21 protein-coding genes and 1 riboswitch are annotated in these 26,990 nt (G+C 36.1%); of the genes, 16 read left to right on the top strand and 5 right to left on the bottom strand.

Features of this window, described 5'->3' with window-relative positions; genetic code table 11:
- The first annotated feature begins 300 nt into the window (after positions 1 to 300).
- The 3 genes from QBE53_12565 (at position 301) to QBE53_12555 (ending at position 4,784) form a co-directional block, all read left to right on the top strand.
- On the top strand, positions 301 to 2,472 hold the full coding sequence (locus QBE53_12565; protein ID WZL80633.1) for a hypothetical protein: 2,172 nt from the start codon (positions 301 to 303) through the stop codon (positions 2,470 to 2,472).
- 862 nt (positions 2,473 to 3,334) lie between these two features.
- On the top strand, positions 3,335 to 4,510 hold the full coding sequence (locus QBE53_12560) for a DUF5780 domain-containing protein (protein WZL80632.1): 1,176 nt from the start codon (positions 3,335 to 3,337) through the stop codon (positions 4,508 to 4,510).
- A 52-nt stretch (positions 4,511 to 4,562) separates the two neighbouring features.
- Positions 4,563 to 4,784 carry a PC4/YdbC family ssDNA-binding protein gene (locus QBE53_12555; protein ID WZL80631.1) on the top strand — a complete coding sequence of 74 codons (222 nt, stop codon included), beginning with the start codon at positions 4,563 to 4,565 and terminating at the stop codon, positions 4,782 to 4,784.
- A 60-nt stretch (positions 4,785 to 4,844) separates the two neighbouring features.
- Here QBE53_12555 and QBE53_12550 read toward each other — a convergent pair whose 3' ends face one another.
- The 3 genes from QBE53_12550 to QBE53_12540 all read right to left on the bottom strand — a co-directional run bounded on the left by QBE53_12550 (position 4,845) and on the right by QBE53_12540 (position 7,350).
- A complete protein-coding gene (locus QBE53_12550) occupies positions 4,845 to 5,213 on the bottom strand; it encodes a VOC family protein (GenBank protein WZL80630.1) in 369 nt (122 codons plus the stop codon).
- A gap of 86 nt (positions 5,214 to 5,299) precedes the next feature.
- Positions 5,300 to 6,115: a helix-turn-helix domain-containing protein gene (locus tag QBE53_12545; GenBank protein WZL80629.1), complete on the bottom strand. Its 816-nt coding sequence runs from the start codon at positions 6,113 to 6,115 to the stop codon at positions 5,300 to 5,302.
- Positions 6,116 to 6,345: 230 nt separating this feature from the next.
- Positions 6,346 to 7,350 carry a LacI family DNA-binding transcriptional regulator gene (locus QBE53_12540; GenBank protein ID WZL80628.1) on the bottom strand — a complete coding sequence of 335 codons (1,005 nt, stop codon included), beginning with the start codon at positions 7,348 to 7,350 and terminating at the stop codon, positions 6,346 to 6,348.
- A gap of 360 nt (positions 7,351 to 7,710) precedes the next feature.
- Between QBE53_12540 and QBE53_12535 the strand changes: the two genes are divergently transcribed.
- The 5 genes from QBE53_12535 to QBE53_12515 all read left to right on the top strand — a co-directional run bounded on the left by QBE53_12535 (position 7,711) and on the right by QBE53_12515 (position 14,893).
- Positions 7,711 to 8,742 (top strand): TRAP transporter substrate-binding protein, encoded by a 1,032-nt coding sequence (locus QBE53_12535; protein WZL80627.1) that lies wholly within the window; start codon positions 7,711 to 7,713, stop codon positions 8,740 to 8,742.
- A gap of 141 nt (positions 8,743 to 8,883) precedes the next feature.
- Positions 8,884 to 10,692, top strand: coding sequence for a beta-glucuronidase (uidA, locus tag QBE53_12530; GenBank protein ID WZL80626.1), 1,809 nt, complete (start codon positions 8,884 to 8,886; stop codon positions 10,690 to 10,692).
- 2 nt (positions 10,693 to 10,694) lie between these two features.
- Positions 10,695 to 11,174, top strand: coding sequence for a TRAP transporter small permease (locus QBE53_12525; protein WZL80625.1), 480 nt, complete (start codon positions 10,695 to 10,697; stop codon positions 11,172 to 11,174).
- Between the two features lie 56 nt (positions 11,175 to 11,230).
- The gene (locus QBE53_12520; protein WZL80624.1) at positions 11,231 to 12,529 is read left to right on the top strand and encodes a TRAP transporter large permease; all 1,299 of its coding nucleotides are present in this window, start codon (positions 11,231 to 11,233) and stop codon (positions 12,527 to 12,529) included.
- A gap of 12 nt (positions 12,530 to 12,541) precedes the next feature.
- Positions 12,542 to 14,893 carry a glycoside hydrolase family 31 protein gene (locus QBE53_12515; GenBank protein WZL80623.1) on the top strand — a complete coding sequence of 784 codons (2,352 nt, stop codon included), beginning with the start codon at positions 12,542 to 12,544 and terminating at the stop codon, positions 14,891 to 14,893.
- Positions 14,894 to 14,946: 53 nt separating this feature from the next.
- Here the strand turns inward: QBE53_12515 and QBE53_12510 are convergent, their stop codons facing one another.
- Positions 14,947 to 16,458 (bottom strand): Na+/H+ antiporter NhaC family protein, encoded by a 1,512-nt coding sequence (locus tag QBE53_12510; protein ID WZL80622.1) that lies wholly within the window; start codon positions 16,456 to 16,458, stop codon positions 14,947 to 14,949.
- Positions 16,459 to 16,566: 108 nt separating this feature from the next.
- Positions 16,567 to 16,739: riboswitch (Lysine riboswitch) on the bottom strand.
- 326 nt (positions 16,740 to 17,065) lie between these two features.
- Here QBE53_12510 and nrdD point away from each other — a divergent pair.
- The 5 genes from nrdD to QBE53_12485 all read left to right on the top strand — a co-directional run bounded on the left by nrdD (position 17,066) and on the right by QBE53_12485 (position 22,354).
- Positions 17,066 to 19,216, top strand: a complete 2,151-nt coding sequence (nrdD, locus tag QBE53_12505) for an anaerobic ribonucleoside-triphosphate reductase (GenBank protein WZL80621.1) — start codon at positions 17,066 to 17,068, stop codon at positions 19,214 to 19,216.
- Positions 19,216 to 19,695 carry an anaerobic ribonucleoside-triphosphate reductase activating protein gene (gene nrdG, locus QBE53_12500; protein WZL80620.1) on the top strand — a complete coding sequence of 160 codons (480 nt, stop codon included), beginning with the start codon at positions 19,216 to 19,218 and terminating at the stop codon, positions 19,693 to 19,695. Before nrdD ends, nrdG begins: the two co-directional genes overlap by 1 nt.
- 129 nt (positions 19,696 to 19,824) lie before the next feature.
- Positions 19,825 to 20,235: an SRPBCC domain-containing protein gene (locus tag QBE53_12495; GenBank protein WZL80619.1), complete on the top strand. Its 411-nt coding sequence runs from the start codon at positions 19,825 to 19,827 to the stop codon at positions 20,233 to 20,235.
- Positions 20,236 to 20,298: 63 nt separating this feature from the next.
- The gene (locus QBE53_12490) at positions 20,299 to 21,159 is read left to right on the top strand and encodes an AraC family transcriptional regulator (protein WZL80618.1); all 861 of its coding nucleotides are present in this window, start codon (positions 20,299 to 20,301) and stop codon (positions 21,157 to 21,159) included.
- Positions 21,160 to 21,238: 79 nt separating this feature from the next.
- Entirely contained in the window at positions 21,239 to 22,354 is a 1,116-nt protein-coding gene (locus QBE53_12485) for a C45 family autoproteolytic acyltransferase/hydrolase (protein WZL80617.1), read from the top strand.
- 2 nt (positions 22,355 to 22,356) lie between these two features.
- Here the strand turns inward: QBE53_12485 and QBE53_12480 are convergent, their stop codons facing one another.
- Positions 22,357 to 23,478 (bottom strand): GntR family transcriptional regulator, encoded by a 1,122-nt coding sequence (locus tag QBE53_12480; protein WZL80616.1) that lies wholly within the window; start codon positions 23,476 to 23,478, stop codon positions 22,357 to 22,359.
- Positions 23,479 to 23,777: 299 nt separating this feature from the next.
- On the opposite strand from QBE53_12480, the gene QBE53_12475 reads away from it, so the two are divergent.
- Genes QBE53_12475 through QBE53_12465 form a run of 3 tightly spaced genes read left to right on the top strand, consistent with a single transcriptional unit; the run spans position 23,778 to position 26,990 of the window.
- The gene (locus QBE53_12475) at positions 23,778 to 25,211 is read left to right on the top strand and encodes an extracellular solute-binding protein (protein WZL80615.1); all 1,434 of its coding nucleotides are present in this window, start codon (positions 23,778 to 23,780) and stop codon (positions 25,209 to 25,211) included.
- Positions 25,212 to 25,237: 26 nt separating this feature from the next.
- Positions 25,238 to 26,125, top strand: coding sequence for an ABC transporter permease subunit (locus QBE53_12470; GenBank protein ID WZL80614.1), 888 nt, complete (start codon positions 25,238 to 25,240; stop codon positions 26,123 to 26,125).
- Positions 26,126 to 26,138: 13 nt separating this feature from the next.
- Positions 26,139 to 26,990: a carbohydrate ABC transporter permease gene (locus QBE53_12465; GenBank protein ID WZL83309.1), complete on the top strand. Its 852-nt coding sequence runs from the start codon at positions 26,139 to 26,141 to the stop codon at positions 26,988 to 26,990.

The raw sequence follows: 26,990 nt of genomic DNA, 5'->3' as shown, positions 1-26,990 counted from the left end.
TATATTTTCTATAGCTTTGTAAGTTGATGAGATTATAAATATAAGTAAAGTGAAAATAGAGTTGACCTAGGTGGTAAAATATGCTAAAGTTATTGAAAAGATGTAAGTTCCACGAGAACCGAAATACGGAAACGGTGAGTGAAATTTATACTGATACATAGTCCTTAAATTCGAGGGATTTTATGTGCGGAGTGATCATGAGAGCGTGAATTGATACTGTGCATCCGTGCATAGTTTTTTTATTTTACCTCCTTGTTGGATACTTATGTCTTAAACATATCCAATAAGGAGGTTTTTGTTATGAAGCAAAAAAAATTAAGTTCAAATGATGCATTGAAACGAAGTAGTACAGCACCATCAGTTGTGGTTATCGGACCATCGACATCAGGGAAAAGCACTTTAGTATACTTATTGGTTAATCATAAAATTATAGGTTATATATCTATTGGAATTGGCGATAAAAGCCAGACAACAATTATTCCATGTGATTTTGTGTTTGATTCAAGAATTGAAAAAAATGAACAATTCGCTATTTGTGTGAAGACAAAAGAGTTTGATTCAAAAGCAGTTCATATCATTGTTCTTGAGAAACTAACACAACTCTATGTGAGCAATGGTGCTGACATGGAAGATACAGTGGAATCGATTAATGCGGAATGGTTATATTCAGTTCTAGAACCGGAAGAAGCATCTTTTCATCTCGGGAAATTAGCTGATTCAATTTCTATTGATGCTTTTAAAGAGGCTATGGAAAAAATTTTTGAAGCTTTTGAAATGGTTGAACCATCTTTTTCGAGCAGAGTTAAAATGAAAAAGAAAGAGTTGAGCCAACAAAAAATAAGTATATCTGAAGTACGTAAAATTGTTTTTGAAGAAGTGTGGAATGAAATAGAACCAGAACTAAAAGTAGATTACATTGAATGGCTTGAGGGAATCGGTGATTTGATTGAAACACAACTTAAGGATTTGTTAGGCGAAAAGTTGCAAGATGAAAACATATTGGAGTTAAGTGTTGATGAACACGATGATCTACAATATGGGGGGAACGTGTTACAAAATTTATTTGATCCATTTCAACCATATAGTCTTATAATTAATGATTTAACACTATCTTGTCGTCCCAGAGAAGAAATTATAAAAATGGGAGAGGAAAGTATCCCAACAAGATTTTGTCTCCGAGATACAATGGGATTAACTCAGGTAGGTATGGATAGCGTATCAATTAAAAATGCATTAGATGTGGCATTGAATTGTAGTCCTGATAGCATTCTTTTACTACTAAGTTTAGAAGAAAGAGATGATATTTTAGCTGAAAGTTGTAAGGCAATTAAAGATAAATTATTAAAAGCTAAAAAGATGGATATCCCGATTAATGTAATATTTACTAAGGCAGATCGCATTATTGGGAATAAAATCTATAAGAAAAAAAATAGCAGAAATGATAGTAATGTAGAATTATCTCAAGAGGATTATGATGGACATGTTTTAGAAGTAATTACAGAAGTGGAAATGGATATTAAAAGATACCTTGAAGGAATTTCTAGTCAAAGTGTAAATTGGCTTTCCTTGAGATACTTGGAAGAAAAAATTGATCCAGTTCAAAAGGCATTAAGAAACAATATGGATGATCGAATTGATAATTTTAAACCTATCGGATTATATAAGGTTATAGATTACATTGCGAAGGATACTCAGAAACGAATTTTGCCAGATGGTATCACAAAACCAATTTTCGTTACTGCAAATGAACCCAATTTTCCTGCGGTAAAAATTGCTTTAGGTAAAGAGAAAATGTCAGATGTCTTGGATAATATGAAGTATAGACTCACTAAAGACGTTGAAATTGTTAATGGCTATCAGATTAGAACAGAGTACACTATAAATGGTAGAAGTGTTACAACCTATTGGAGGAAACTTCAAATTGGACTTGGACATACAACTAGAGCGAGGGTATATGGCAACTTTAGTATAAATATGAAAGCTATGTTGAGAAAAGTTCTAAATGAAAATATTCCCCATATGATGTCATTATATGAAAATCAAGCGATAGAAACAGTGGTAGGCAACCTTTGTACAGAAGAATTGCATAATTTGATAGAGCAATTAGATAGTGAAGACAAGTACAAAGCTATTGCCTTTGATGACATAAATCCTGTGTTGATAAAGGCTATGTCTGATGACGAGAGATACATGCAGATTTTACATGTGATATTTAAAGATTATTTCATGAAGAGTGGTAAATATTATATGGTAATTGATAAAGTAGCTTTTAAACTATCATATGGCAATAATGAAATTAAAAAACATCTTGCTAAAATATATAATAAGCCTTTAGGATACGATGAAACAATGAGAATGTTACAAGAATCTTTTTTAAAGATATTTACCTCACAGAAATTTGATTACATTGTTCTCGAGGAAATAGGAAATGCTATGACTGATATAGTTAATAAAATGTTTATCACAATATAGTTTTTAATAGGGCAGATACAATCGTCTGCCCTTTTAATATTGTTGAAGAGTATGGATTCAAAGCATGATTTGATACTTTGAAAATATAAAGGAGAAAAACAAAATGAAATTTCTTTAAAACAGAAGCATTCTAGGGATAGTTTGTATTGTGCTATCTCTTTTCATTTGTTCTGATACAATAAAGTTGTTAAACCCTCGGTATTACAATTTTGTTTCACTAGAATAGTAACCCAAAGCAAGAGTAGAGCTAGATGTCCTTATGATAATATTCCTATGGAAAGTTTTCGCGGAACATTTAAAGGTGAATTTATTTGGATGTACTAGTTTGAAACGGAAGAGATATTGAATAAAAAAACAAATGATTATGTATTTGGATATTACAATCATATAAGACCACGTTCATCAAATGGAGAACTTACACCATTTGAAAAGAGGCATCAATAATTTAATAACTTTTCAGTCTTAGTGTAACACAAAAGCTTGACCATCTAAGTAAAACAACTTGCTAAAAAAACATATGAGAAGTTTAATCAAAAGTGTATAAATGTATCCGCAAAGGAAGTGACGTCATAAAAGCGGTAGAAATTATAAAATCTAAATATATTTTGTTTTTTCTATTGCTTTTTGATAGAGGTACAGTTAAACTAGATGTATATAGTTTCTCCTTTGCATATGATTGTTGAGGTAAGTTCATTCTATCAAAGTCGAAACTCTTTTCTATTGCTTTTCTTTGAGAATTCAGTGAAATGCAAATGTAAGTAAAAACATTGTAACGATGCGCCATTAGGCGCAATTAAGAACAGCTCGATGAATAATTCGGGTTAATTAAAATGAATAAGTGTAAAGAAGGAGAGTATTAAAAATGAAAAAAAGAGTATTTCTAATTGTAATGGTGTTTAGTCTGATGACTTTTTTATCAGGTTGCGCAAAAGTGAGTGATGCGCCAGCAAAGGATACAGCTTCTACTTCAGATGAAGTAAGTGGTTCAGCTGATGTGGAAAGTGAAAATGTAGAAAGTGAAAATACAGAAAATGAAACAGAAACAACTCAAGTTGAAGCAATAGAGATGAGTGCTATCGATTTTGAAGAGTTACTTACAAAGCTACCATTAGCAGTTGTTTCGACAAATTATGTAGTTCAAGATGATGAATATAAATCACTTTATCCGGACCTACTAGAAACAGTTATACTAAATAATACAGATCAAGATATTAAAGATGCTGTTATTGCTATAGTTGCTTGGGATGAAAATAATTTGCCGGTGAAAATAAAAGGAAATATTGACTTTGCTGATGGTACATATATAAAAGAAGTTAATTATAGTGATATTAATCTTGCAGCAGGTTCCAATTTTGGCGAAGGCTACGGATTTGCAGTAGCAGAAAGCATTAAAATTTCAACTTTTAAAGTAGTCCCAGTAAGTTTTACAACATTTGATGGCGATTCATGGATGAATCCATATTATGATGAATGGACAGCACTCTTTGAAGGTGAAAAACTCGTTGAAGATATGAAGGTTGAAGTAATTATTGACGAATCACAGCATGTATTTGAGAAATCTGATGCAGAAGAATCTCAAGAGAGTACAAATGACGAGGCTTCAGAAGCAGAGCTACTTGGACAGTTAGAGCAACAAGAGTTAAAAGTTACTGAAACGAAATATACAATCCAAGATGAAAATTATAAAAGCCTGTACCCAGACCTTTTACAAGCAGTGCTTAAAAATGATACAGAGTTTGACATTAAGAATGCTGTAATAGCCTTTGTTGCTTGGGATGAAAATAAATTGCCGGTGAAAATAAAAGGAAATATGGATTTTTCTGATGGGTCTTATGTTAAGCTTGTAAATTATAGTGATATTAATTTAGTTCCAGGAAATACTTATGGAAGTGAGTCGGGTTTTGAGTTGGATGAACATCATACAATTGAAACTTTTAAAGCAATTGTTGTCTCTTATGAGACATTTGATGGAACAACGTGGGATAATCCTTTGTTTGATGACTGGAAAAAACTATATGAGGGCAAAAAGATAGGTTGATTTAAACTATGTAGTGATTCATGAATCAGGGTCCTGAATATGGAGGATTTATATGGCTGATTTTAAATACGAAGTAACAGAAAAACATGGTGTTCTATCACAAACATCAAAAGGATGGACAAAAGAATTTCGAAGTATCAGTTGGAATGAACGTGAATCTAAATATGATATTCGGGATTGGTCTCCAGAGGGAGATAAGATGGGTAAAGGTGTAACGCTTTCGAAAGAAGAAGTTATTGCACTAAAAGATATACTGAATAATATTGAATTATAGTAAAAAGCGATAGGATCTCCTATCGCTTTTTACTTGGATTTTTTACATATTTATCTAGAATTATTTTGGCGAATGTAGTCCAAGCCGATTGCCTTCTGAATCAATAAATATTGCAAAATATCCACTTTCATCAGCGTGAAGAGTCTTCGGAGTTAAGATTTTGCCGTCTTTTTTTTCAATCTTATCTAGAATGATTTGAAGGTCATCTCCGCCATCAAGATAGATGGTGACACCGTTTGACGAAGGAATATATCCCTCTCCTTGCATGATAACGCCAAACGACATCTGCTCTTGAGTTGGGAAGAGTCCCATTTGCATTTGGGGGATGTCGATTTTTTCGATTTTAATATCTAAAATGGATTGATAAAAATCAATAGCGCGTGATAGGTCGAGTGCAGGAATCTCAAAAATTGGAACAAAGCTATTCATAGTAATTCTCCTCCTTTTTATGGTGATACAATCATAGTATATACAAGTCATGTAATAAAAAATTGTAAAAATGCGACAGCTATATGTTATTTGTAGAAAAGGGAAGAAAGAGCCATATGTTCATTTCCTAAAAACTCTTTTGGGCTAATGCCTGTAAACTCTTTGAAGTCTTTGATAAAGTGTGATTGGTCATAGTATTCGCTTTTATATGCAATACTCGTTAGGCTTTGTGCATCCGCATTAAGTAATAGTTTTAAAGCGGATTGTAGCCGAATGACTTTGGCTAATTGTTTTGGGCTGATTCCTATTTGTTCTAAAAACTTTCTTTCGAGTTGTCTTTGTTTGTATAAATCTTGTTGTAGAATTTTATTGATTTTTGCATTTCCTTTGGTGGATAAAAGTGTATCAATGGTATTTTTTACAATAGAGTGAATGGTTACTTCGTCGTTTAATTTATCAAAAAGAAATTTTTCAATAATTGCTATTCTTTCTTTTGTGCTATGTGCATGTATGATGTTTTGTTCAAGTTCCTTGGCAATGAATTCTTCAAATACATGATGCAAAGGTGTTTCTTTGTTCGCTAAATGCTGTAAAGGCTCTGAAATAAAATTTGCAAAACCATAGGGATAAAAACTTACTGAAAAGGTATCAACGTATCCTACTGGCTGAATATAAAAAGGATTAATGGTTTGTCCAAGCACCATGGCTCGAGGCTGTAGAATATAATCATGTTCTGAAGTATATCTCTTAATATCCTCGCCCAAGATAAAAGCCATCTCAATGCAGCCATCGGGAATGATACGCTGCTTTTTTGCGTTATCTTCCCTTGGTACTTCTAAAGTCCAATATATATTTACCAAGGATTCTAAATCTGGATGTGGTTTAAACGTTTGATAGTTCATTCAGGGCTCCTTTGACTAAAAAGCAAATGATTACTACATAATAGTTATTATATAAGAGAAATTTTACCATATACCCCTGTTTCTGACAAATAGCATTCTCTTTAAATAGAATAATTGACAAAGGATATGTTATCATGTGAGAATAAAATGTATAGAGATGAAAGTAGTCAATTTTGAATGCTAATAAAAAAACCTAGATTCTATGAATGAATCTAGGTTTTTTGAGGGTATTAAGTTGTTTCACGGATGACTAATTCATAGTCACAATACGTTTTACGATGCTTTGGTTTTTTTCCCTTAAGAATGTCAATAAAAAGTAGCATTCCCTTTTCACCTAATTCATTCATCCTCTGATCAACCGTTGTAAGCGAGGGGGAGGTTAAACCGGATACAGGGGTGTTGGAATAGCCAACAACAGCAACTTGAGAAGGTACACTGATATTCATAGCTTTTAACTCTCTAAGTGCGCCTAGAGCAATCATATCTGAACAGCAAAAGATGGCAAAACGCTCTTTATTATACTTGCTAATGAGCTCATTAACAGCAGGTTTACCTGCTGTATAACTATAGTAAGTGCCAATAAACTGTTCATCTTCATATGGTAAGTGATTGTCGCTAAGACAATCTTTTAGTGCATCCAGTTTTTTTAGAGTCGTAGCCCAGGCAGGGTCTCCTAACAGAAAGATGCGTTCATATCCTCTATCAATGAGATGTTGACATGCATCATAAGTCGCTTTTTTTTCATCGACAAGTATAGAATACATTTTGTCGCCGCCACGAATGTAGCTATTAATCAATACGACAGGAAAATCGTGGCTGATTTTTAGAAGAAACTCTCGGTTGGGGTCATCTGTTGGTCGACTCCCGATGATGATTAAACCTTCAATTTGTTTTTCAAGTAAAAGGGTTAACTCCTTACGTTCAGTTTCTGGATTATTGCTGGTAGAGCATAGGACAAGGTTATATTCATGTTCTCTTGCAATAGTGTCAAGACCCTTGATTACTTCAGCAAAAAACGGGTTGGCAATATCACTGACAACAACGCCAATCGTTTTTAGTCCAATATTATTTAAAGCTCTTGCATATACATTTGGTTTGTAATTTTTTTCCTTCATTACTTTTAGAATCTTTTGCTTAGTAGATTCTTTTACTGGACCACTTTTGTTAAGTACCCTAGACACTGTAGATACAGACACGTCAGCATCTTTGGCCAAGTCATAAATTGTATAACTCATCGTATCACCAACTTCTTTAAAAGTTACCAAGACGAGTTTTATTAGGGTGTAAATAGCCCCTCATCTGGTTGCATAATATTATATAGTATTTTTGACGACTTGTGAAGTGGGGACTGGCAACAAAACTCGCATATAAATCTTTGATAATGGAACTAGTGCCATTATTTTTAAAAAAACTATTTACAAAACTGACATGTTCGTATATAATTGGTTTTGTCAAATAAATTAATTGGTAGTTATACCTAAAAGAATAGTGTAAAAAAAAGAAAATATTATTTTTTTTTAACAAAAATGGTACTAGTGCCATTTTTTAAAAAACTATTCATGGTACTAGTACCATAAAAAACAGGAGGAAGAACAATGAAAAAAGTTCTAGCACTAATTCTAGTATTAACAATGGCAATGTCACTTGTAGCATGTGGTGACAATAGCGAAACAAAAAATGAAGCAGCGACTGACGGGGGAAGTTCAGAAGTTGAGGCACAAACATTAAAATTAGCTCATAACCTAAATGAAGAGCACACAGTTCACTTGGCACTTGTTGACTTTGCGAACAGAGTTGAAGAAAAGTCAAACGGTTCAGTAAAAGTTGATATTTTTCCAAACGGACAATTGGGTTCAGAATCAGAAGTACTTGAACAATTACAAGCAGGAGCGGTTGGGATGACAAAAGTATCAGCGGCTGCACTTACAAGCTATAATGATGGTTATAATGCTTTTACACTTCCATACGTGTTTGTTGATGAAGACCACTACTTCGAGTGCATGAATTCAGCTGCAGTTGAAGATTTGTATGCAAATACAAAAGACAACGGATTTATGGGACTTACATTCTACAACTCAGGTGCAAGATCTTTCTATACAGTGGATAAACCAATCCTTCATCCAGACGATTTAGCGGGTGTTAAAATACGTGTGATGGGATTCCAATCTCAAACAGACATGGTTGAAGCTCTAGGTGGAACACCTGTAGGATTAGCATATGGTGAAGTGTATACATCAATCCAATCAGGCGTAATCGATGGTGCTGAAAGTAATGAAACAGCTCTTACAAATGGTAAGCATGGTGAAGTTGCCAAAGTATTCTCTTATGACGAACATACACGTATTCCTGATATTTTAGTTATTTCTTCTAAAATTTGGGATGGACTAAGCGAAGAACAACAAACAGCTGTTAAAGAAGCGGCTAAAGAATCAACAGATTACCATAAAGGTATATGGGCAACTGCTATTGATGAAGCGATTGAAGATGCAAAAACAAACATGGGTGTTGAATTTGTAGAAGTGGACAAAGCGCCATTCCGTGAAGCAGTTCAACCAATGTTAGACAAATATACTTCAGAAATGCCAGAAGTTAAAGCGCTTCTTGATGAATTCAAAGGTTTAGAATAATTTTTATGAAAATCCTGGGTTATTCATAAGTTGATTAACAAAGAATAACCCGGGAAATATATCGTATTGATAGTAGAGCCGATTTAATCGGCTCAATTTACACAAATAATATACTAAAAAGTTTTTTTGGAGGTTAAGAAAATGCTATATCCGAAACAATCCCAGACAAGGGAAGTTATGAGTTTAAACGGCTTATGGAATTTTAAGATAGATAAAGATAATATTGGTAAAAATGAAAAATGGTATCAAAAAAAGCTGGAAGAAGCAGACCTCATGGCTGTCCCTGCTAGCTATAATGACATTACTGTGAATAAGGATGTTAAGTATCATGTAGGCGATGTATGGTATGAAAAATACACCTATATTCCAAAGAGTTGGGCAGACAAAAAAGTTATGTTTCGGGTTGGTAGTGCGTCACATAATTCTATTGTATACATTAACGGAGAAGAAGTTACCAGATACATCGGAGGTTTTCTCCCGTATGAAGCAGACATAACCGATTATGTACAATGGGATCAAAAAAACCACATTGTGGTCTGTGTCAATAATGAACTTACATGGCAGTCATTCCCACCTGGCGAGACGAAGCTGATTGAAGATGAGTATGGCAACACCTATAAAAAAATTACACAACAGCATGACTTTTTCAATTATGCAGGTATTCATCGTCCGGTTTATTTATATACTCGACCTAAAAATTACATTGAAGATATTACGGTAAAAACAGATGTTCAAGAGCACGCAGGAATTATTGCATATGATGTTAAAACGATAAATAATACAGATGTATCTATGCAAGTAGAAGTAAAAATATATGATGAAGACAATAAGCAAGTGGCGACAATGCTTGGTGCATCTGGAAGTATTAAAATAGATAGCCCGAACTTATGGCAACCAGGTAAGGCTTATCTATATCGTATGGAAGTTGAACTAACGGATGCTTTAGATAAAGAGAATACGTTAATTGATCAATATGATTTAGAGATTGGAATCCGAAAAGTTGAGATCAAAGACGGACAATTTTTAGTTAATAACAAGCCGGTTTATTTCCAAGGATTTGGAAAACATGAAGATATGGATATTAAAGGCAAGGGACTTGACCATGCGATGAACTTAAGAGACTTTGAGTTGATGGACTGGATTGGAGCAAACTCCTTTAGAACGTCACATTATCCTTATGCAGAAGAAGTGTTGGACCTTGCAGATAGACATGGAATTCTTGTCATTGGTGAAGTGCCCGCAGTTGGAATGTTAGGTCAGTCAGTGCCGGCAGTAGGTGAACTTGATGGAGTCTTTCGTGAAGATAAAATCAACGATGCGACATTAAAAGAGCATATCAGACTGACAAAAGAGATGATTGCAAGAGATAAAAATCATCCATCGGTTGTTATGTGGTCGCTTGCCAATGAAGCTTCAACTATGGAAGAAAAGGCAGAGCCATATTTTAAGACACTTGTTGAAGCAACAAGAAAAATGGATGACAGACCATTATTAAATGTTAACCTTATGCTGATTGAACCAGGTAAATGTAATGTATCAAAATACTTTGATGTTATTGGATTAAACCTTTATTTTGGCTGGTATTCTGAAAGAGGAAACATAGAAGCTGGAAGCAAGCGATTAAAAGTGTGGTTAGAGCAGTGGTATGAAGCAGAAGGTAAACCTATGATTGTAACAGAGTATGGCGTAGATACGATTCCTGGACTTCATAAACTTCCAAGCATTATGTTTACTGAAGAATACCAAGTTGAATTTTTGGATTCCTATCACAAGATATTTGATGAACTTCCTTGTGTCATTGGAGAGCATGTGTGGAACTTTGCTGACTTTATGACAGGAGAAGATATTGTACGGATAGATGGTAATAAAAAAGGTGTCTTCACAAGACAAAGACAGCCAAAAATGATTGCTCATGAATTAAGAAAGCGTTGGAAATTCGAAAGGAGATAATTATGAAAGCATTACGTAAAATCATGGATAAAATCTTATCCTATTCATTATCCATTCTTTTCGTTGTAATGACAGGATTGGTTTTATGGCAGGTATTTACACGATATATTCTGGGAGATCCAAGTATTTTCACAGAAGAATTAGTAAGAATTATCCTTCTTTGGACATCTTTTGTTGGAGCAGCGTATGCATTTGGAAAAAGAGAGCATATGGCACTTGTATTTTTAAAAAACGGAGCCAAGGGATCGTTGCATGTATTTATAGCAGTGGCTATTGATGTCATCATTATTATTTTTACAGCGGTTATTCTTGTCTATGGAGGATATATTGCCACAAAAAATGTTATCGATATTAAAACTCCGATTCTAGATATTTCCAAAGGTTGGATGTATTCCCCATTTTTTGTAGCAGGTATCATTACACTAATATATCAAGTCATGAACATTGTTGAAGATTTTAAGATTAACAAAACTGCAGAATAGACAATGATAGATATATTAACACCACAATTTATATTTTCTTCAGGAAGGAGCTTATCATGGCTTTAAAAGCTGCACTTATATTATTCTTTGTATTTATTATGCTGTTAATATTTGGTGTGCCGATTTCTGTAAGTATCGGTATTTCATCTATCGTAACGGCGTTAGTTGTAACACCTTTTGAGGTGGCAATATTTACTATGCCACAGAAAATGATTAACGGAATTAACAGTTTCTCATTGCTTGCTGTACCACTTTTTGTATTGTCAGGTAACATTATGAACAACGGGGGAATCGCCCGTAGATTGGTTGATTTTGCCAAAGTTGTTGGTGGAAGAATGCCAGGTTCCTTAGCACACACTAACGTTATGGGAAATATGCTTTTTGGTTCCTTGTCAGGATCAGCGGTTGCTTCATGTGCTGCCATTGGCGGTACTATGGCTCCGCTTGAAAAAGAAGAAGGATATGAGCCTTCATTTTCAGCAGCGGTTAACATTGCATCTTGTGCAACAGGGATGCTTATCCCACCAAGTGGTGTTCTTATCCTATATTCATTAGTTGCAGGTGGTGTATCCATCTCAGCACTTTTTATCGCAGGATATATCCCCGGAATTCTTATGGGACTTGCTGTTATGGTGGTAGCATATCGTTATGCGAAGAAAAATAATTATCCAACATCAGAAAAAATCACATTTAAAGAAGGGTTTATGACATTCCTTCGTGCATTACCAAGTTTGATGTTAATTATTATTGTTATCGGCGGTATCGTACTTGGAGCTTTTACAGCGACAGAAGGGGCAGCAGTTGCGGTTCTTTATACGTTTGTATTATCGCTGATTTATAAGACACTAACTTTTGATAAATTAAAAGAAATTGTTCTTAAAACAGCGGTAACAACAGGTGTTATCATGTTCCTTGTTGCATCATCATCAGCGATGTCATGGGTAATGGCTTATACAAAAATACCACAAGCTATTTCTAATGGTATTCTTAGCTTAACAGATAATAAAATTCTCATCCTATTAATCATGAACATTATTCTATTGATTGTAGGAACATTTATGGATTTAACTCCTGCAGTACTTATTTTCACACCAATCTTTTTACCAATCGCTACACAATTAGGTTTGCACCCGGTTCATTTTGGTATTGTACTTGTATTTAACCTGTGTATTGGTATCATGACGCCACCGGTTGGTAGTGTATTGTTTGTAGGATGTTCTATTGGAGATGTAACCATAGAAGAAGTTATTAAGCCGCTGTTGCCATTCTTTGGTGCGCTGGTTGCAGTACTAATGCTTCTAACATATGTACCTGAAATTAGCTTAATATTACCTAGATTATTTGGATTAATATAGGGGAGATGTATTATGATTTTATCAGCATATAATTTTCAAAGACTAAAAAAGGATGCACATAGTGTATCCTTTGGACTTGAAAACAGTAAGGAAATCTTTAAAGTTTTTGTACTGGATGAGAACATCATTCGTGTTATGAATTATAAAGACAAGCCAATTCTTGACAAAACCTGGATGATTGCTCCTGGCATGGAAGATATACCCCTTGAAGGTCGAGAGAGAATGGACATCAGTCCTTTTTCATGTCCTGATTTTACAGTTGTCGAAGAAGAGACCAGAGTAATTATTGAAACTACGCGTATAAAACTTGTGATTCATCTAGATGGGATGAAAATGGAATGGTTTGCCAAAAAAGAGGGAAAAGAAGAACTTTTTCTCCAAGATCGAAAAACACAAGCCTATAACTTAGATGGAGCCTTTGGACGGGGAGTTTATCACTATATTCAAAGAACAAAAAATGAGTCCTATTATGGTTTAGGTGAACGTGCAGGGCATGTAGATAAGTATGGAAGTCGCTTTAAGATGGAAAATGTTGACCCGATGGGATATGATGCTGAGTTTACAGACCCTCTTTATAAGCATGTACCGTTTTATATTACAAGAAATCATGAAAAAAAGATTGCCTATGGGATTTTTTATGACAACTTGGCAACATCACATTTTGACATGGGTAAAGAGTTAGACAACTATCATGGTGCCTATAGATATTATTATGCTGAAGCGGGGGACTTGGATTACTACGTTATCCTTGGTCCTGAAGTGGAAAAAGTGACCAAAACATTTTCTTGGATGACAGGAAAAACTATTTTTCCACCCAAGTGGAGTCTAGGTTATTCAGGTTCTACCATGCACTATACTGACGCGCCTAACGCTCAAGAACAACTTCAGCAATTTGTAGAAGACTGTAAGACATATGACATACCTTGTCAGTCCTTTCAGCTATCTTCAGGCTATACATCTATTGGCGACAAGCGTTATGTCTTTAACTGGAATACAGATAAAATACCGGATGCAAAAAAAATGAGCAAAGGTTTCCATGACGCAGGGCTTAGCCTTTGTGCAAATATTAAACCGGCACTGCTTATTGATCATCCGATGTATAAAGACCTTGAGCAACGAGGGTTATTTATAAAAGATGCAACAGGTCAAAAGACAGAGACGGCTATGTTCTGGGACGAGATCGGAGCATATGTAGACTTTACGAACCCGGAAGCTTTTCAATGGTGGAAAGATCAAGTGACACAGCAACTTCTAAAAAAAGGTATCGACTCCACCTGGAATGATAACAATGAGTATGAGATATGGGATGGACAAGCCAAAACCTTTGGATTTGGTCAAGAGCTGGCGGTAGAATTGATTAAACCGTTATTTTCCCTTCTTATGATGAAAGCATCCTTTGAAGCTCAGACAGAATTTAATGGGGATATACGACCTTATCTTATATCGCGTTCCGGATGCCCGGGGATGCAGCGCTATGTTCAAACCTGGTCTGGTGACAACAGAACAGATTATAAGACGATTCGCTTTAATTCGAAAATGGGAATTGGACTAAGTCTTAGCGGAATCTATAATATCGGTCATGATGTTGGTGGATTTGCAGGTGATGCGCCAGAGCCGGAATTGTTTATACGATGGATTCAAAATGGTATTTTTCATCCAAGATTTACCATTCATTCATGGAATGATGATGCCACGGTTAATGAACCATGGATGTATAAAGAATACCTAGAGCCAATCAGAGACTTGATGATCTTTCGAATGCAGCTAGTACCTTACTTGTATGATCTTCTCTATAAGGCACACGCCAACTATGAGCCTATCATTCGACCTACTTTCTTAAATTATGAAACGGATGAAAAAACATTTGAAGAAAATGATGAGTTCATGGTCGGCAAGGATATTTTAGTGGCTTCAGTATTTAATAAAGGGCAAACAACTCGTAAGCTCTATTTACCTAAAGACGCTAATGGCTGGTATGAGTATTACAGTGGGAAGTGGTATGCAGGTGGTCAGGAGATTGAAGTGGAGGCGCCGTTGGAGAAAGCAGTATTTTTCCTACGGGCAGGTAGCATACTACCGTTAAACACGGCAGTTCAAGGCTTTGAAACCAAAGAAAAAGAAGCGAGAACGTATCGGATTTTTCCTCTTCAGGAAGATGGTGAGTTTGAGGTAAGCTTCTATGAAGATGATGGAAAAACGATGGATTATAAAAACGGGGTTCATGCATTGGTTACGTTAAAAGTAATCTGCACCAAAGACACGGTCACAGTAACGCGACGTGTTGAAGGACCCTATGAATTACCCTATAAAGAAGTTGCATACGAACTTGGGACAAAAGATAAGAGAATACTTGTTATTAATTAAAAAATGTAAAGCCCCTAAACATATGTTGAAGATACAATGTTTAGGGGCTTTGTTTAATCTAAAGTATAGGCAGCAGAAGTGGCTTCGGAGGTATCACCCAAAAAGTTAAGGATAAAGTAAAGTGCTACGATTCCAAGAATCAATGAGATAAATGGGTTGAATCCTAGCCCTGCCGGGATAAAGCCAAAGATTAGCGCAATAGCGGCAACCGTTGCGGCGTAGGGGATTTGGGTTCGAACGTGAGCGATGTGATCACATCCAGATGCCATCGAAGACATAATCGTTGTATCAGAGATTGGAGACAAGTGATCGCCCATAACAGCTCCGGTAAGAACAGCTCCGATTGCAGGGACAACGAGCTCAGCGCCTCCGGTAAGATAACTTAGCTCAATGGCGATAGGCATAACGATGGCATTGGTTCCCCAAGAAGTACCTGTTGAGAAAGCAACAATGGCAGGTACGATAAACAGAATCGCCGGAATCAAGAATGCAGGCAAGTTATTTCCAATAAGTTGCACCATTAATTCTGCAGTTTTAAGCTCGCTATTGATAGAGCCCAAGGTCCATGCTAGAGCAAGAATCATTGAAGGAACAGCCATGGATTTTACACCTTCAACAAAAGCATCTGCAATTTCGGTTATTTTTAATGTGCGCGTGGCAAGTGACATTATCCAAGCAATGATGATGCCGCAAAAAGAAGCCCATAAAAGAACAACACTGGCATCAGCAGCTGAAAATGCTTCACGAATGGATGCACCTTCAAAACCGCCGCCGTTTTGGTATAATCCAATGATCGTGATAACAATGACAGAGACAATAGGAATGACTGCGTTATACCAGTGACTGTCAGTGCGAGTATCTGCTTGTGCATGATCGGTATAGCTCTTGCTTTTTGCCAAAAGTTCTGCTTTTTTCATTGGACCAAAATCTTTTCCGGTAAAGATAATCATAAGCACAAAGATTAGTGCAAGGATACTATAAAAACGGTAAGGAATACTTTGAAGAAAGACATCATATGCACCCATCTCCAATCCGAGTTTTTCAAGACCTTCTTGAATAAGACCAAGTTCCATACCAACCCATGTAGAGATCAAAGCCATCGATGAAACGGGGGCAGCGGTAGAGTCGACAATATATGCTAATTTTTCTCGGGAAACTTTTAGTTTATCAGTAATACCTCGCATGGAGTTTCCGACAATAAGGGAATTGGCATAATCGTCAAAGAAAATGGCAACGCCAAGTAACCATGTTGAAAAAAGTGCGGATTTTGTCGTAACGGCACGCTTTACTAATAAATCAGCGAGTCCTTTTGTCCCGCCGTTTTTATCGACGATTCCAATCAAACCGCCAATGAGTAAACAGAAAATAAGGATTGATACGTTCCAGCTATCGGTTAATGAACCGACTAAATAGTTGTTTAACAATTCAGTAAAACCGGTAATGGGATTGCCGGTAATGATTGTTGATCCTATAAGAACAGCAACAACGAGGGAAAGTAACACCTCGCGTGTTAATAGTGCCATAACAATGGCGATTAAAGGGGGGAGTAATGCTAACCAATTCATAATAATATCTCCTATAATATACAAAGTGCAAAATATGTGTTCCAAAAAAACAAAAAGCACCTAACCAAAGTTAAGTGCAATACATTTACATATACATCACATCGCATTGGTTAAGATAGCTCAACAATATAGTCACCTATATTGACAGTCCTGCATTTGTTTAATGCAGACCCAGCATTAAGTTTGGAATTTAATGCTTCGGCAATGCTTCCTTTCATAACAGATCAATAGCTTCCGGCTTCACTGAAATTACTAATAAGCATTGCGCCTCTACCTCATATACGATGAGGTATGATTATTCAATTCGAATGTTAGGTTAACATAATATTTTATCCGTGTCAAGGATTAATTCTTCGATGAGATGATTTCTAGCTATTCCATTTTATTGGTATAATGCATGCACTTATAACCATAAAATAATGGATACTTGGAATAGGGCAAAAAAAATTTAAACATTTTTTTATAAGGACTTGAATCAAAACTATATTTAGTATATAGTAGGTAACGTGACAATGTAAAACACAAATTATCGGGGGTAAATGAAGACATGCACACTATATGTAGTGTGCATGTCCCAAAAAATCAATTATTTAAAACGGAGAAGATTATGAATATTTTAAAACGAAATGGGAACAACGCAGTATTTGATATTACTAAAATCATAGCAGCCATTGCCGGAGCAAATAAAGAAGTAGAGCAAGAGCACCAGCTTCAGGCTGAGGATATAAAAAACATTGCAGGTAAAGTTGCAGCAAAAGTCGTAGAAGGAACACACGTAGAGACGATTCAAGATAGTGTTGAAGATGCTTTGTTAGACAAGGGTGCTTTTAAAGTTGCAAAAACCTATATAAAATATCGATATAAGAGAGATCTAGTTCGTAAATCGAACTCGACAGATGAACAGATTCTAACATTGATTGAGACTAAAAATGAAGAAATCAAGGAAGAAAACTCCAATAAAAATCCTACAGTCGTTTCAGTTCAAAGAGATTATATGGCTGGAGAAGTCAGTAAAGATGTAACGAGAAGATTTTTATTAGAAGAAGATATTTCTAAAGCGCATGATGAAGGGCTTATTCATTTTCATGATACAGATTATTTTGCGCAACATATGCATAACTGTGACTTAGTGAATCTGGAAGATATGCTGCAAAATGGTACAGTTATTAGTGGAACGATGATAGAAAAGCCACATAGTTTTGCTACAGCATGTAATATAACAACACAAATCATTGCTCAGGTAGCCAGCACACAATATGGCGGACAATCAATATCGTTAAGTCATCTAGCGCCCTTTGTGGATATTTCAAGGAAAAAAATCATGCTGGACATAGAAAATGAAATGAATATAGCAGGGGTTGTGCTGGAGAGCGAGAAGTTTAATGCGCTGGTGCACAAACGATTAAAAGAAGAGATTAACCGTGGTGTTCAGATGATTCAGTATCAGATTATTACCTTAATGACAACGAATGGACAGGCACCTTTTGTTACCCTGTTTATGTATCTTAATGAAGTTGAAGACGGACGCTTGCGTGATGATTTGTCGTTGATTATTGAAGAAATGCTCAAACAACGTATTAAAGGCGTGAAAAATGAAAAAGGGGTTTGGACGACACCTGCGTTTCCTAAGCTAATCTATGTTCTATCAGAAAATAATATTACAGAAGGCTCAAAATACTTTGAAATCACCCAATTAGCGGCTAAATGTACTGCCAAGCGTATGGTACCGGATTATATTTCTGAAAAGAAAATGCGTGAATTAAAAAATGGTGATGTCTATACGTGTATGGGATGTCGGTCATTTTTAACACCTTATAAAGATGAAAATGGAAAGCCAAAATATTATGGGCGTTTTAATCAAGGGGTAGTGACTTTAAACCTTGTAGACTTGGCACTAAGCTCTGGCGGGGATTTGGTAAAGTTTTGGAAGCTCTTTGATGAACGGTTGGATTTGTGTTATCGAGGCTTATTAGCTCGACACAATAGATTAAAAGGAACAAAATCTGATGTTGCTCCAATCTTATGGCAATACGGTGCGCTTGCACGTTTGGAAAAAGGAGAGACGATTGATCATCTGCTATTTGGAGGATATTCAACTATTTCTTTAGGGTTTGCAGGATTATATGAATGTGTAAAATATATGACGGGACGTTCCCATACAGATACTTCCGCAGAACCTTTTGCGTTGTCTGTTATGCAATATATGAATGATGCCTGTGCAAGATGGAAGGCGAAGCACAATATTGATTTTAGTGTATATGGGACACCTTTAGAATCAACGACATATAAGTTCGCAAAAGCGTTAAAAGAAAGATTTGGCATTATTGATGGGATTACCGATAAAAATTATATAACGAATTCATATCATGTGCATGTAACAGAAGAAATCGATGCCTTTACCAAATTAGGTTTTGAATCAAAATTCCAAGAGCTTAGTCCGGGAGGAGCGATTTCATATGTTGAAGTTCCAAACATGCTAAATAATATCCCGGCGGTGATTTCTGTGATGCAATATATTTATGAAAATATCATGTATGCAGAGCTTAACACGAAGTCGGATTATTGCCATAAGTGTGGATTTGATGGTGAGATAGAAATCGTTGAATCGGAAGAAAAATTATTGTGGAAGTGTCCAAATTGTGGGAATACAGACCAAGACCATATGTCAGTTACCAGAAGAACTTGTGGGTATATAGGAACTCAGTTTTGGAATCAAGGACGGACACAAGAGATTAAAGAAAGAGTGTTACATTTATAATGCATTATGGAAAGATTAAATACAATGACATTGCCAATGGTGAAGGGATACGGACTTCGTTATTTGTATCCGGGTGTCGAGTAGGATGCAAAGGCTGTTTTAATAGAGAAACTTGGAATTTTAATTATGGGCAAGTATTAACGGATGAAGTTGTAGAGCAAATGATTGAAAGCTTAAGACCCGGTTATATCAGCGGAATGACGGTTCTTGGGGGTGAGCCTATGGAGCCGGAAAATCAAGAGGCGTTATTAGCTATATTCAAAGAGGTTAAACATAGATTCTCGAACAAGACAATCTGGCTATATACGGGATATCTGTTGGATCAGGATTTAATAAAAGGCGGAAGAAAATACACAGCATATACAGATGAATTATTATCAATGGTAGATGTTGTTGTGGATGGACCGTTCATGAGTGAGCTAAGTGAGATTGGCTTACAGTTTAGGGGATCAAGTAATCAGCGCATCATTCATATGTAGTATAGGGAAAAAGAGCGAATACCGCTCTTTTTTTAATCCTCAAAGGTATAGCATTGATAAGGATTTTCACTTGAGTTATAATTAGAGTAACAGTATTTTTAATTGGATCATATCATTAGGAGGAAAATTATGGATACAATAGCAGTAGAAGTAATTATTAATAGTGATATAGAAACGGTTTGGCTAAAATGGACGAAGGCTGAACATATAAAGCAATGGTATTTTGCGAGTGAAGATTGGTGGGTTCCATGGGTAGAACAAAACCTTGAGATTGGAAAGCGCTTTATCTATAGGATGGAAGCGAAAGATGAAAGTGTTGGCTTTGATTTTGCAGGGGAATTCACACAAATCGAACAAAACACATGCATTGTATATGTCTTGGAAGATCAAAGAAAAGTGACAACAACTTTTGAAATAGGACGAGACGGGGTTTTAGTTAGACAAGTATTTGATGTTGAAGATACATTATCTGCTGATTTGCAGCAGCAAGGATGGCAGGCAATACTGAACCAATTCAAAAAATATGTAGAGCAAGCGTAGGAAGAGAATAATGAAGAAAATCAATATTTCGGATCTAGAAAAAGTGATAGGGACGTAGAAGGTATGGAATGGACAAAAGCATTAAAAGAATCGATTGAATATATTGAAAAGAACATGTATACAGACTTGTCAGCGGATGCGCTCGCAAACCATGTTCATATCTCACCATTTTATTTTCAAAAAGCATTTCACATTATGACAGGATATGCAATGGGTGAGTATATTAGGAATAGGCGACTGTACCTAGCTGCAATTGACCTAATCGAGGGAAAAGAAAAAGTCATCGATGTGGCTTATCGATATGGCTATGAGACACCGGAGAGTTTTTCGAAAGCATTCACACGTTTTCATGGCTTGTCGCCAATGAAATTGAAAAAACAGCCATATAAAATTAAAACCTTTCATCCCATTGAAATCAGTGTTTTTGTCAAAGGAGGAACAAAGCTTGAGTACACCTTAGAGACAATTAAAGCCTTTAAAGTGATGGGAATTAAGCAGCGCTTCACCTATGAAAATGCTTTTGATGAAGTGCCGAAGTATTGGGGAAAATGGCAGAAGCAGTACCAAAAACAATGCCTAGAAACTACAGTTAATATGGGGAAATATGGCATTAGTGTTGATGCAGGAAAAAATGGACAAATGTTTGAGTATTATATTGCAGGTGATTTTGATGCGGCGCATGTCAATAATGAATGGGAAATTCTTGAAATTCCTGCATTAGAGTGGGTTAAGTTTTCTTGTATAGGCCCAATGCCTACATCGCTACAATCCCTTAACACGCGTATTTTTAATGAGTGGCTGCCAGGCAACAAAGTATATGAGATTAGTGCAGGCTATAATATTGAAGTGTATAAGCCAGGCGATATTAACGATATAAATTATACATGTGAGATATGGCTGCCGGTGAAGAAGATAGAAAAATAATGGGACATATAAAAGCAAAGAATGACAAGATAGGATATGGGTTTCGTTATAGAATGGAGGCATAAGAAAGGAGAATTCTATGAAGACGAAAAACATATCTTATTTTACGCTTGAGGGAACATATGAACAGATAGGACGCCAAATGGCATTAAAAACAAATAAGAAACCGGGGCTTGCAGCTGCACCGAAAAATTTTGGTGAAGAAGAGCTTGATGAAGCACTTACGTTATACGAAGAGTATTGTCCGGGAATCGTCAGTGAACTGAAAGGGTTTGCAAAAGCATGTCAAGTGCCAATGCGAGATATTGCATATACGTGGATGACGTATCTGATACCAAGATGTTCAGGGCTTATTGTTGCAGGGAATATGATGGAAGATGGACATACAAAACTTTTTAGAAATTATGAATTTGATTTGGAACATGAAGACCTTATGGTGCTTGAGACAAGACCGGAAGGAAAATATGCACATATTGGAGGTAGTGTTGTTCTTTTTGGAAGAAGTGAAGGGATCAATGAATGTGGGTTGGCGGTGTCAATGTCCTCTTGCGGCCTGCCTGTAAGTAATATGAGTGGAATGCGGCGACCAAAAATCAAGGGTTTGCAGTTTTGGGCGGTCATTCGAAGTGTGTTGGAAAATTGTAAAAATGTGGAGGAAGCCTTGGCTTTGGTTCAAAAGATGCCGATTGCATACAATATTAATCTCTATTTGGCAGATGCACATGGGCAGGGGTGTATTTTTGAGACCATGGACGGTAAAACTGCCTATGAAAAGATGGATGCAAAACACTCAAAACAATATTTGTGTGGGACAAACCATATTGCTATTGATTCTTTTAAAAAATACGAACCGTTTGCTATGAAAAATTCCGTCGTTCGCCTGCAGGCAATAGAAAGTTTTATGGAAAGCCAAAAAAGCTTTCGGGAAGAAGAGATAACAACCCTATTTTTGGATAGGTATCCGAAGGGATTATCTTCTCGCTTTTATGATGCTTTTTTTGGAACCATTAAGACCGTTGTAATGGATACAACGACATGCACGTATAGAATCCATTGGCTTGTTGAAGAGGAAAATGGGTGGGAGACATATCAGTTAACCGATGATGTGGGCGAACGAATAAGCGATCATTTCCTTGAAAAATGTTATGTTCAAGAACAGGCAAATCCTCTATTTTTTGATATGGTCGATCTATAGACTTATCTTTTGATACAGGTTTCTTTTTCGATAAGTTTAGCTTCAACGGTGATTTTGACGTTGTCAGTTTTTCCTTCAATTAAATTGACGATGTTGTGAGCTGCCAGTTTTCCGATTTTGTCATATTGTTGACTCATCGTTGTGATTTGTTTTGAATGAATAGTATTAAGGGTTGTATCATTATCAAACCCTATAATAGAAAAATCATCAGGAATTTGATAACCTAGTTTTAAAGCGGATAATATGAAGAAGGATGCGATACGGTCATTAGCGGCAAAAATGGCCGTAATGCCATTCTTCTTATAGTCTTCAACGATGTTGGACATGATTTTTTCGTTATGTTTGTGAAGATAGCCATGATTAAAACCTACGTGAATCCATTCGCTTTTTAAAGTGGAGCCTTCTCGCATTGCTTGACAATAGCCTAAGTAGCGATCTCTAATTGAGACAAACTTTTCAAGACCTACATCACATAAGAATCCGATTTTTTCATGATTAAGACGGAGTAGATAATGCACGGCATCATAGCCGCCCTTAAAGTTATCCGTTGTAATTGAACTAATGGGTAAACACTCGACATACCTGTCCAATGTAATAATAGGAAAGTTCTCAATAAAAAGCTTGTTAAGAATATTGATGGTTTTATTGGGAAATAGAGGGAAGTGAATGATGCCGGCGACTTTCGTATCATACATCTGATTTAAGATGCCTTTTTCTTCGTTGATCGTTTTGAAACCGGTTCGAACATTTAAAAAATATCCGGCTTCACCTAAATACTGTGATACGCCTGTAATTGTTCCTGTAAAACTGGATTCATTCATATTCAAGGGCATAGTCAATGTAATGATATTGCTATGATCAGTTGTTGTGAGGGGGAGAGTAGGCGTATTTTTTTGGGGTGAACTATCGCTTCCCATTACGTAAATACCGCTACCACGGATACTATAAATATAATCATCATCTCTTAACATTTGCAAAGCTCTTTTAACAGTAATCTTACTTACCTGGTGCTGTTGAGAGAGCTCTTGTTCTGTTGGCAACTTTTCGTTAGGGAGATATTCTTGATTAGTAATTTTCTCTTTTATAGCATTATACACTTTAAGATATAAAAATTTTTGGCTCATATCATGCGAATCCTTTCATCATATATTTTTTATAACTGCTTTTTTTAGGAGATTGTTAATAGTATACTTAATTATAAAACAAAATTAGGTATAATTCAACTGTTTTTTTAATAAAAAGTAAAAAAAGGGTAAAACAAATGTTAAAAACTACCGAAAAATGTTGACTTGAGGCGTTAAAATTGGTATTATTTATGTGCAGGTAAAAACATGAAACAAGCCAAGGTAATATTAAGTATATCTAATATAGAATAAACATACTTAATAATTGCCAAGATTTTATTTGAATGAAGGAGAATATGATGAGAAGATTTTTACCGTTGTTATTAGTAATGTTAATGGTGTTAACAGCATGTTCAAAAGAAGAGGGGACACAACAAGGTACAACAGGGGAAGAACAGGATGTGCAAACAGAGCAGACAACTGGAACGGATGATAGTTCAGTTACAGATGACGATGCGATGGCAGAAGACGGAAGAACACTTAAGATTCTAACCAATGTTGTTGGAGGAAAAAATCCTGAAGAACATGAACTATTTGTAGCAGCAATTGAAGAAGCATTAGGCGTGGACGTGGAAATGACAAAACCTGCATCCGACTACGACAATGTATTGCTTCAAAAGTTAGGTTCAGGAGAAAAATACGATATTATCTATACAGTAAGTGGAAAAATCCCCTTATTAGTAGAGCAAGGGGCACTAATGGACATGACACAATTAATTGCTGATTCGCCAGTGCTTTCTGATGAACAAGTGATTCCTTCTTCGGAATATGATTTGTTTAGAATGGATGGAAAGTTATATGGAACACCATCAAAATATGAAGGTGGAAGATTGGCGATTGTACGCGAAGATTGGCTCAAAGAATTTGGTATTGATGCGCCGGTTACATTAGAAGATTGGGAGAACTATTGGAAGCTTTGCAAAGAAGAAAAAGGAGCATGGGGGATTGCAACTGCCGGATTGTATGATATTCAGCCATGGGCGAGTGCTTGGGGCTTAAAGGATGCCATGGTTTTAGATGAAGGTAAGCTTACGGTGCCTTATGCAAGTGACGAAGCGGCAGCTATGTGGGATTGGCTTAATGAAATGTATGAAAAAGGGTACTTCGAACCAAATTATGAAACCAATGGAACGGGTGAAGCGCGAAGTCTAATCTTTGGTGATATGAATGGAACAATGGCTTATTGGGATGCCTGGGTCGGATTGTTTAATGCCCAAGAAAGTGAACGATATGAAGCTGGAACATTTGAGATGAAAGGCTATGCCGGAGTTCCATCAGAGGATGGAGAGATTATCCTAACAAGAGGAGATTCTTCTCTTTGGGCGATTCCTGCAAATGCTGAAAATGTGGATTTGGCAGTGAAGTTCTTAGAGTTTTGGAACAGTGAAAAAGGATATCTTTTAGGAACTATAGGTATTGAAGGGCATGACTATACGGTGTCAGGAGAGGAATATACGTTGACAGATATTGGGACTGAACACAATATGGATCATGGAAGTCCAAGAGTACAGTCAAAAACTTGGGAACACCCATTTCCGCCACTTCCAGGTGTAAGCGAGGCAGAAGTTGTCATTAACGCGTATGCCACACCGCTTTATCAACCGGCTCAATGGGATGATGCGAAGAAGATTGTTGAGTATTGGGGATTTAAAGCAATTAAAGGTGAGGTTAGTGGTGAAGAAGCAGTTAGCGGTATGCAACAAGAACTTAAAGATGGCGGCTTAATTGACTAACGATATTTAAGGATATAAGGAGAAACATGAAAAAGCATAGTCTACTAAAAAGAATAATCAGCATGAAAATGTTCTACCTTTTTATTGCACCGGCAATTATATTTTTCTTGATCTTTATTGCTTATCCATTGGTAAATGGATTTTTAATGAGCATGCAAAAATATGGACTTATGGGCTCGATGGGATATATTGGTATGGACAATTATGAAGTGCTGGTTCAAGATAAGTTCTTTTTAAAGACGATTACAAACACCCTTAAGATATCGATAGGTATTGTAACCTTTGGGGTTACAATACCTATCATCATCTCTTTAGGGATTAACGAATTAGTCTTTAAAAGGTTTAAACGTACAGTTCAAACGCTGATTTTTGTACCTTATTTATTTTCTTGGGTCATTATTATCGGTATTTTCTTGAACTTATTTTCCCCTACAGGTGCAGTAAACTCCTTTTTGGTAGGAACAGGGATTACGGAAACTTTTGTTGGTTTTTTTACAACAGAAAAATACGCAAGACCGATGTTGATATTACTTACTGTCTGGAAAGATATTGGATATACGACATTAATCTATCTTGCAGGATTATCTACCGTCGATCAGACACTGTATGAGACGGCGAGCATAGATGGTGCCAATTTTTTTCAACGGTCAAGGTATGTTTCATTGCCGGCATTAGTCCCGACAATAAAAATAATGACGATTATGATTCTTATGGGTTCTCTTCGAACATTTGATCAATCGCTGCTGTTAGCCAATTCATCGGTTTATAGAGAAGTTACATCTGTTGTTGTGTACGCATTTGAAAAAGGTGTACTTAAGTTTGAATTGGGAATTGCAACAGCAAGTGCTTCGATTGTATTTATCGGAACATTGCTGTTAGTGTTGATTGTAAAAAGAATCATAAGATATCAATAAGAGAAAATAGGTGATGATGATGAAGCGAAGTTCTTATCTACAAGCAGGTATAGTCGCAATGTTGATTTTATTGTTATTGGTACTGGTAATACCGATTTTATCAGCTTTTGCGGTGGCCTTTGATTCTTCAAAGGATTCGTTAAAGGGTGGGTTTATGCTCTTTCCCAGAGAATTCAGTCTTGAAGGATTTGTAAAATTATTTAAACAGGTAGGGTTTTTACGACCCTTTATCAATTCAACGATTATTTTGGTCTTTGGAACTTTTTTTCATGTAGTAACATGTTCCTTGGCGGCATATGTGCTAGCGCAAAAAAATCTGCCGGGAGCTAAGATAATTACAATCTTTATAATAGCGACCATGTCGGTACCTCAACAAATTTTGATGATGCCTCAGTATATTTTGTATAAGCAATTTAGCCTTACCAATACATTATCGGGGATGATTATCTATAACATGGCGGCAGGATTTAGCATACTTTTAATGAAAAGCTATTATATGGGTGTTCCTAAGGAAATGGCAGAAGCGGCAAAAATGGATGGAGCAAGCAATCTGTTGATTTTTAAAAAGATATATCTTCCGATGGTTAAATCAGGTCTTGCGACAATTATTATAATTGATGCGGTGGCGAGATGGAATAATTATAGTGCAGCTGTTTTATTTATCACAGAACCCAAAAAATACACGATTCAACAGGCAATTAAAGCAATAGTCGCATTTGATGATGCAACATCATCAAGTAATTTGATTACCCCCAATGTGCAGATGGCAGGTGTTGTCGTTGGAATGCTTCCCCTTGTCATCCTATACTTTGCACTTCAAAAACACTTTGCAAAAGGACTGCTTGCAGGCGCAGTGAAAGGATAA

This window comes from Vallitaleaceae bacterium 9-2 (assembly GCA_038396585.1).
Lineage (GTDB): Bacteria > Bacillota > Clostridia > Lachnospirales > Vallitaleaceae > UBA1351.
This window is presented reverse-complemented; position numbering and strand designations above follow the sequence as displayed.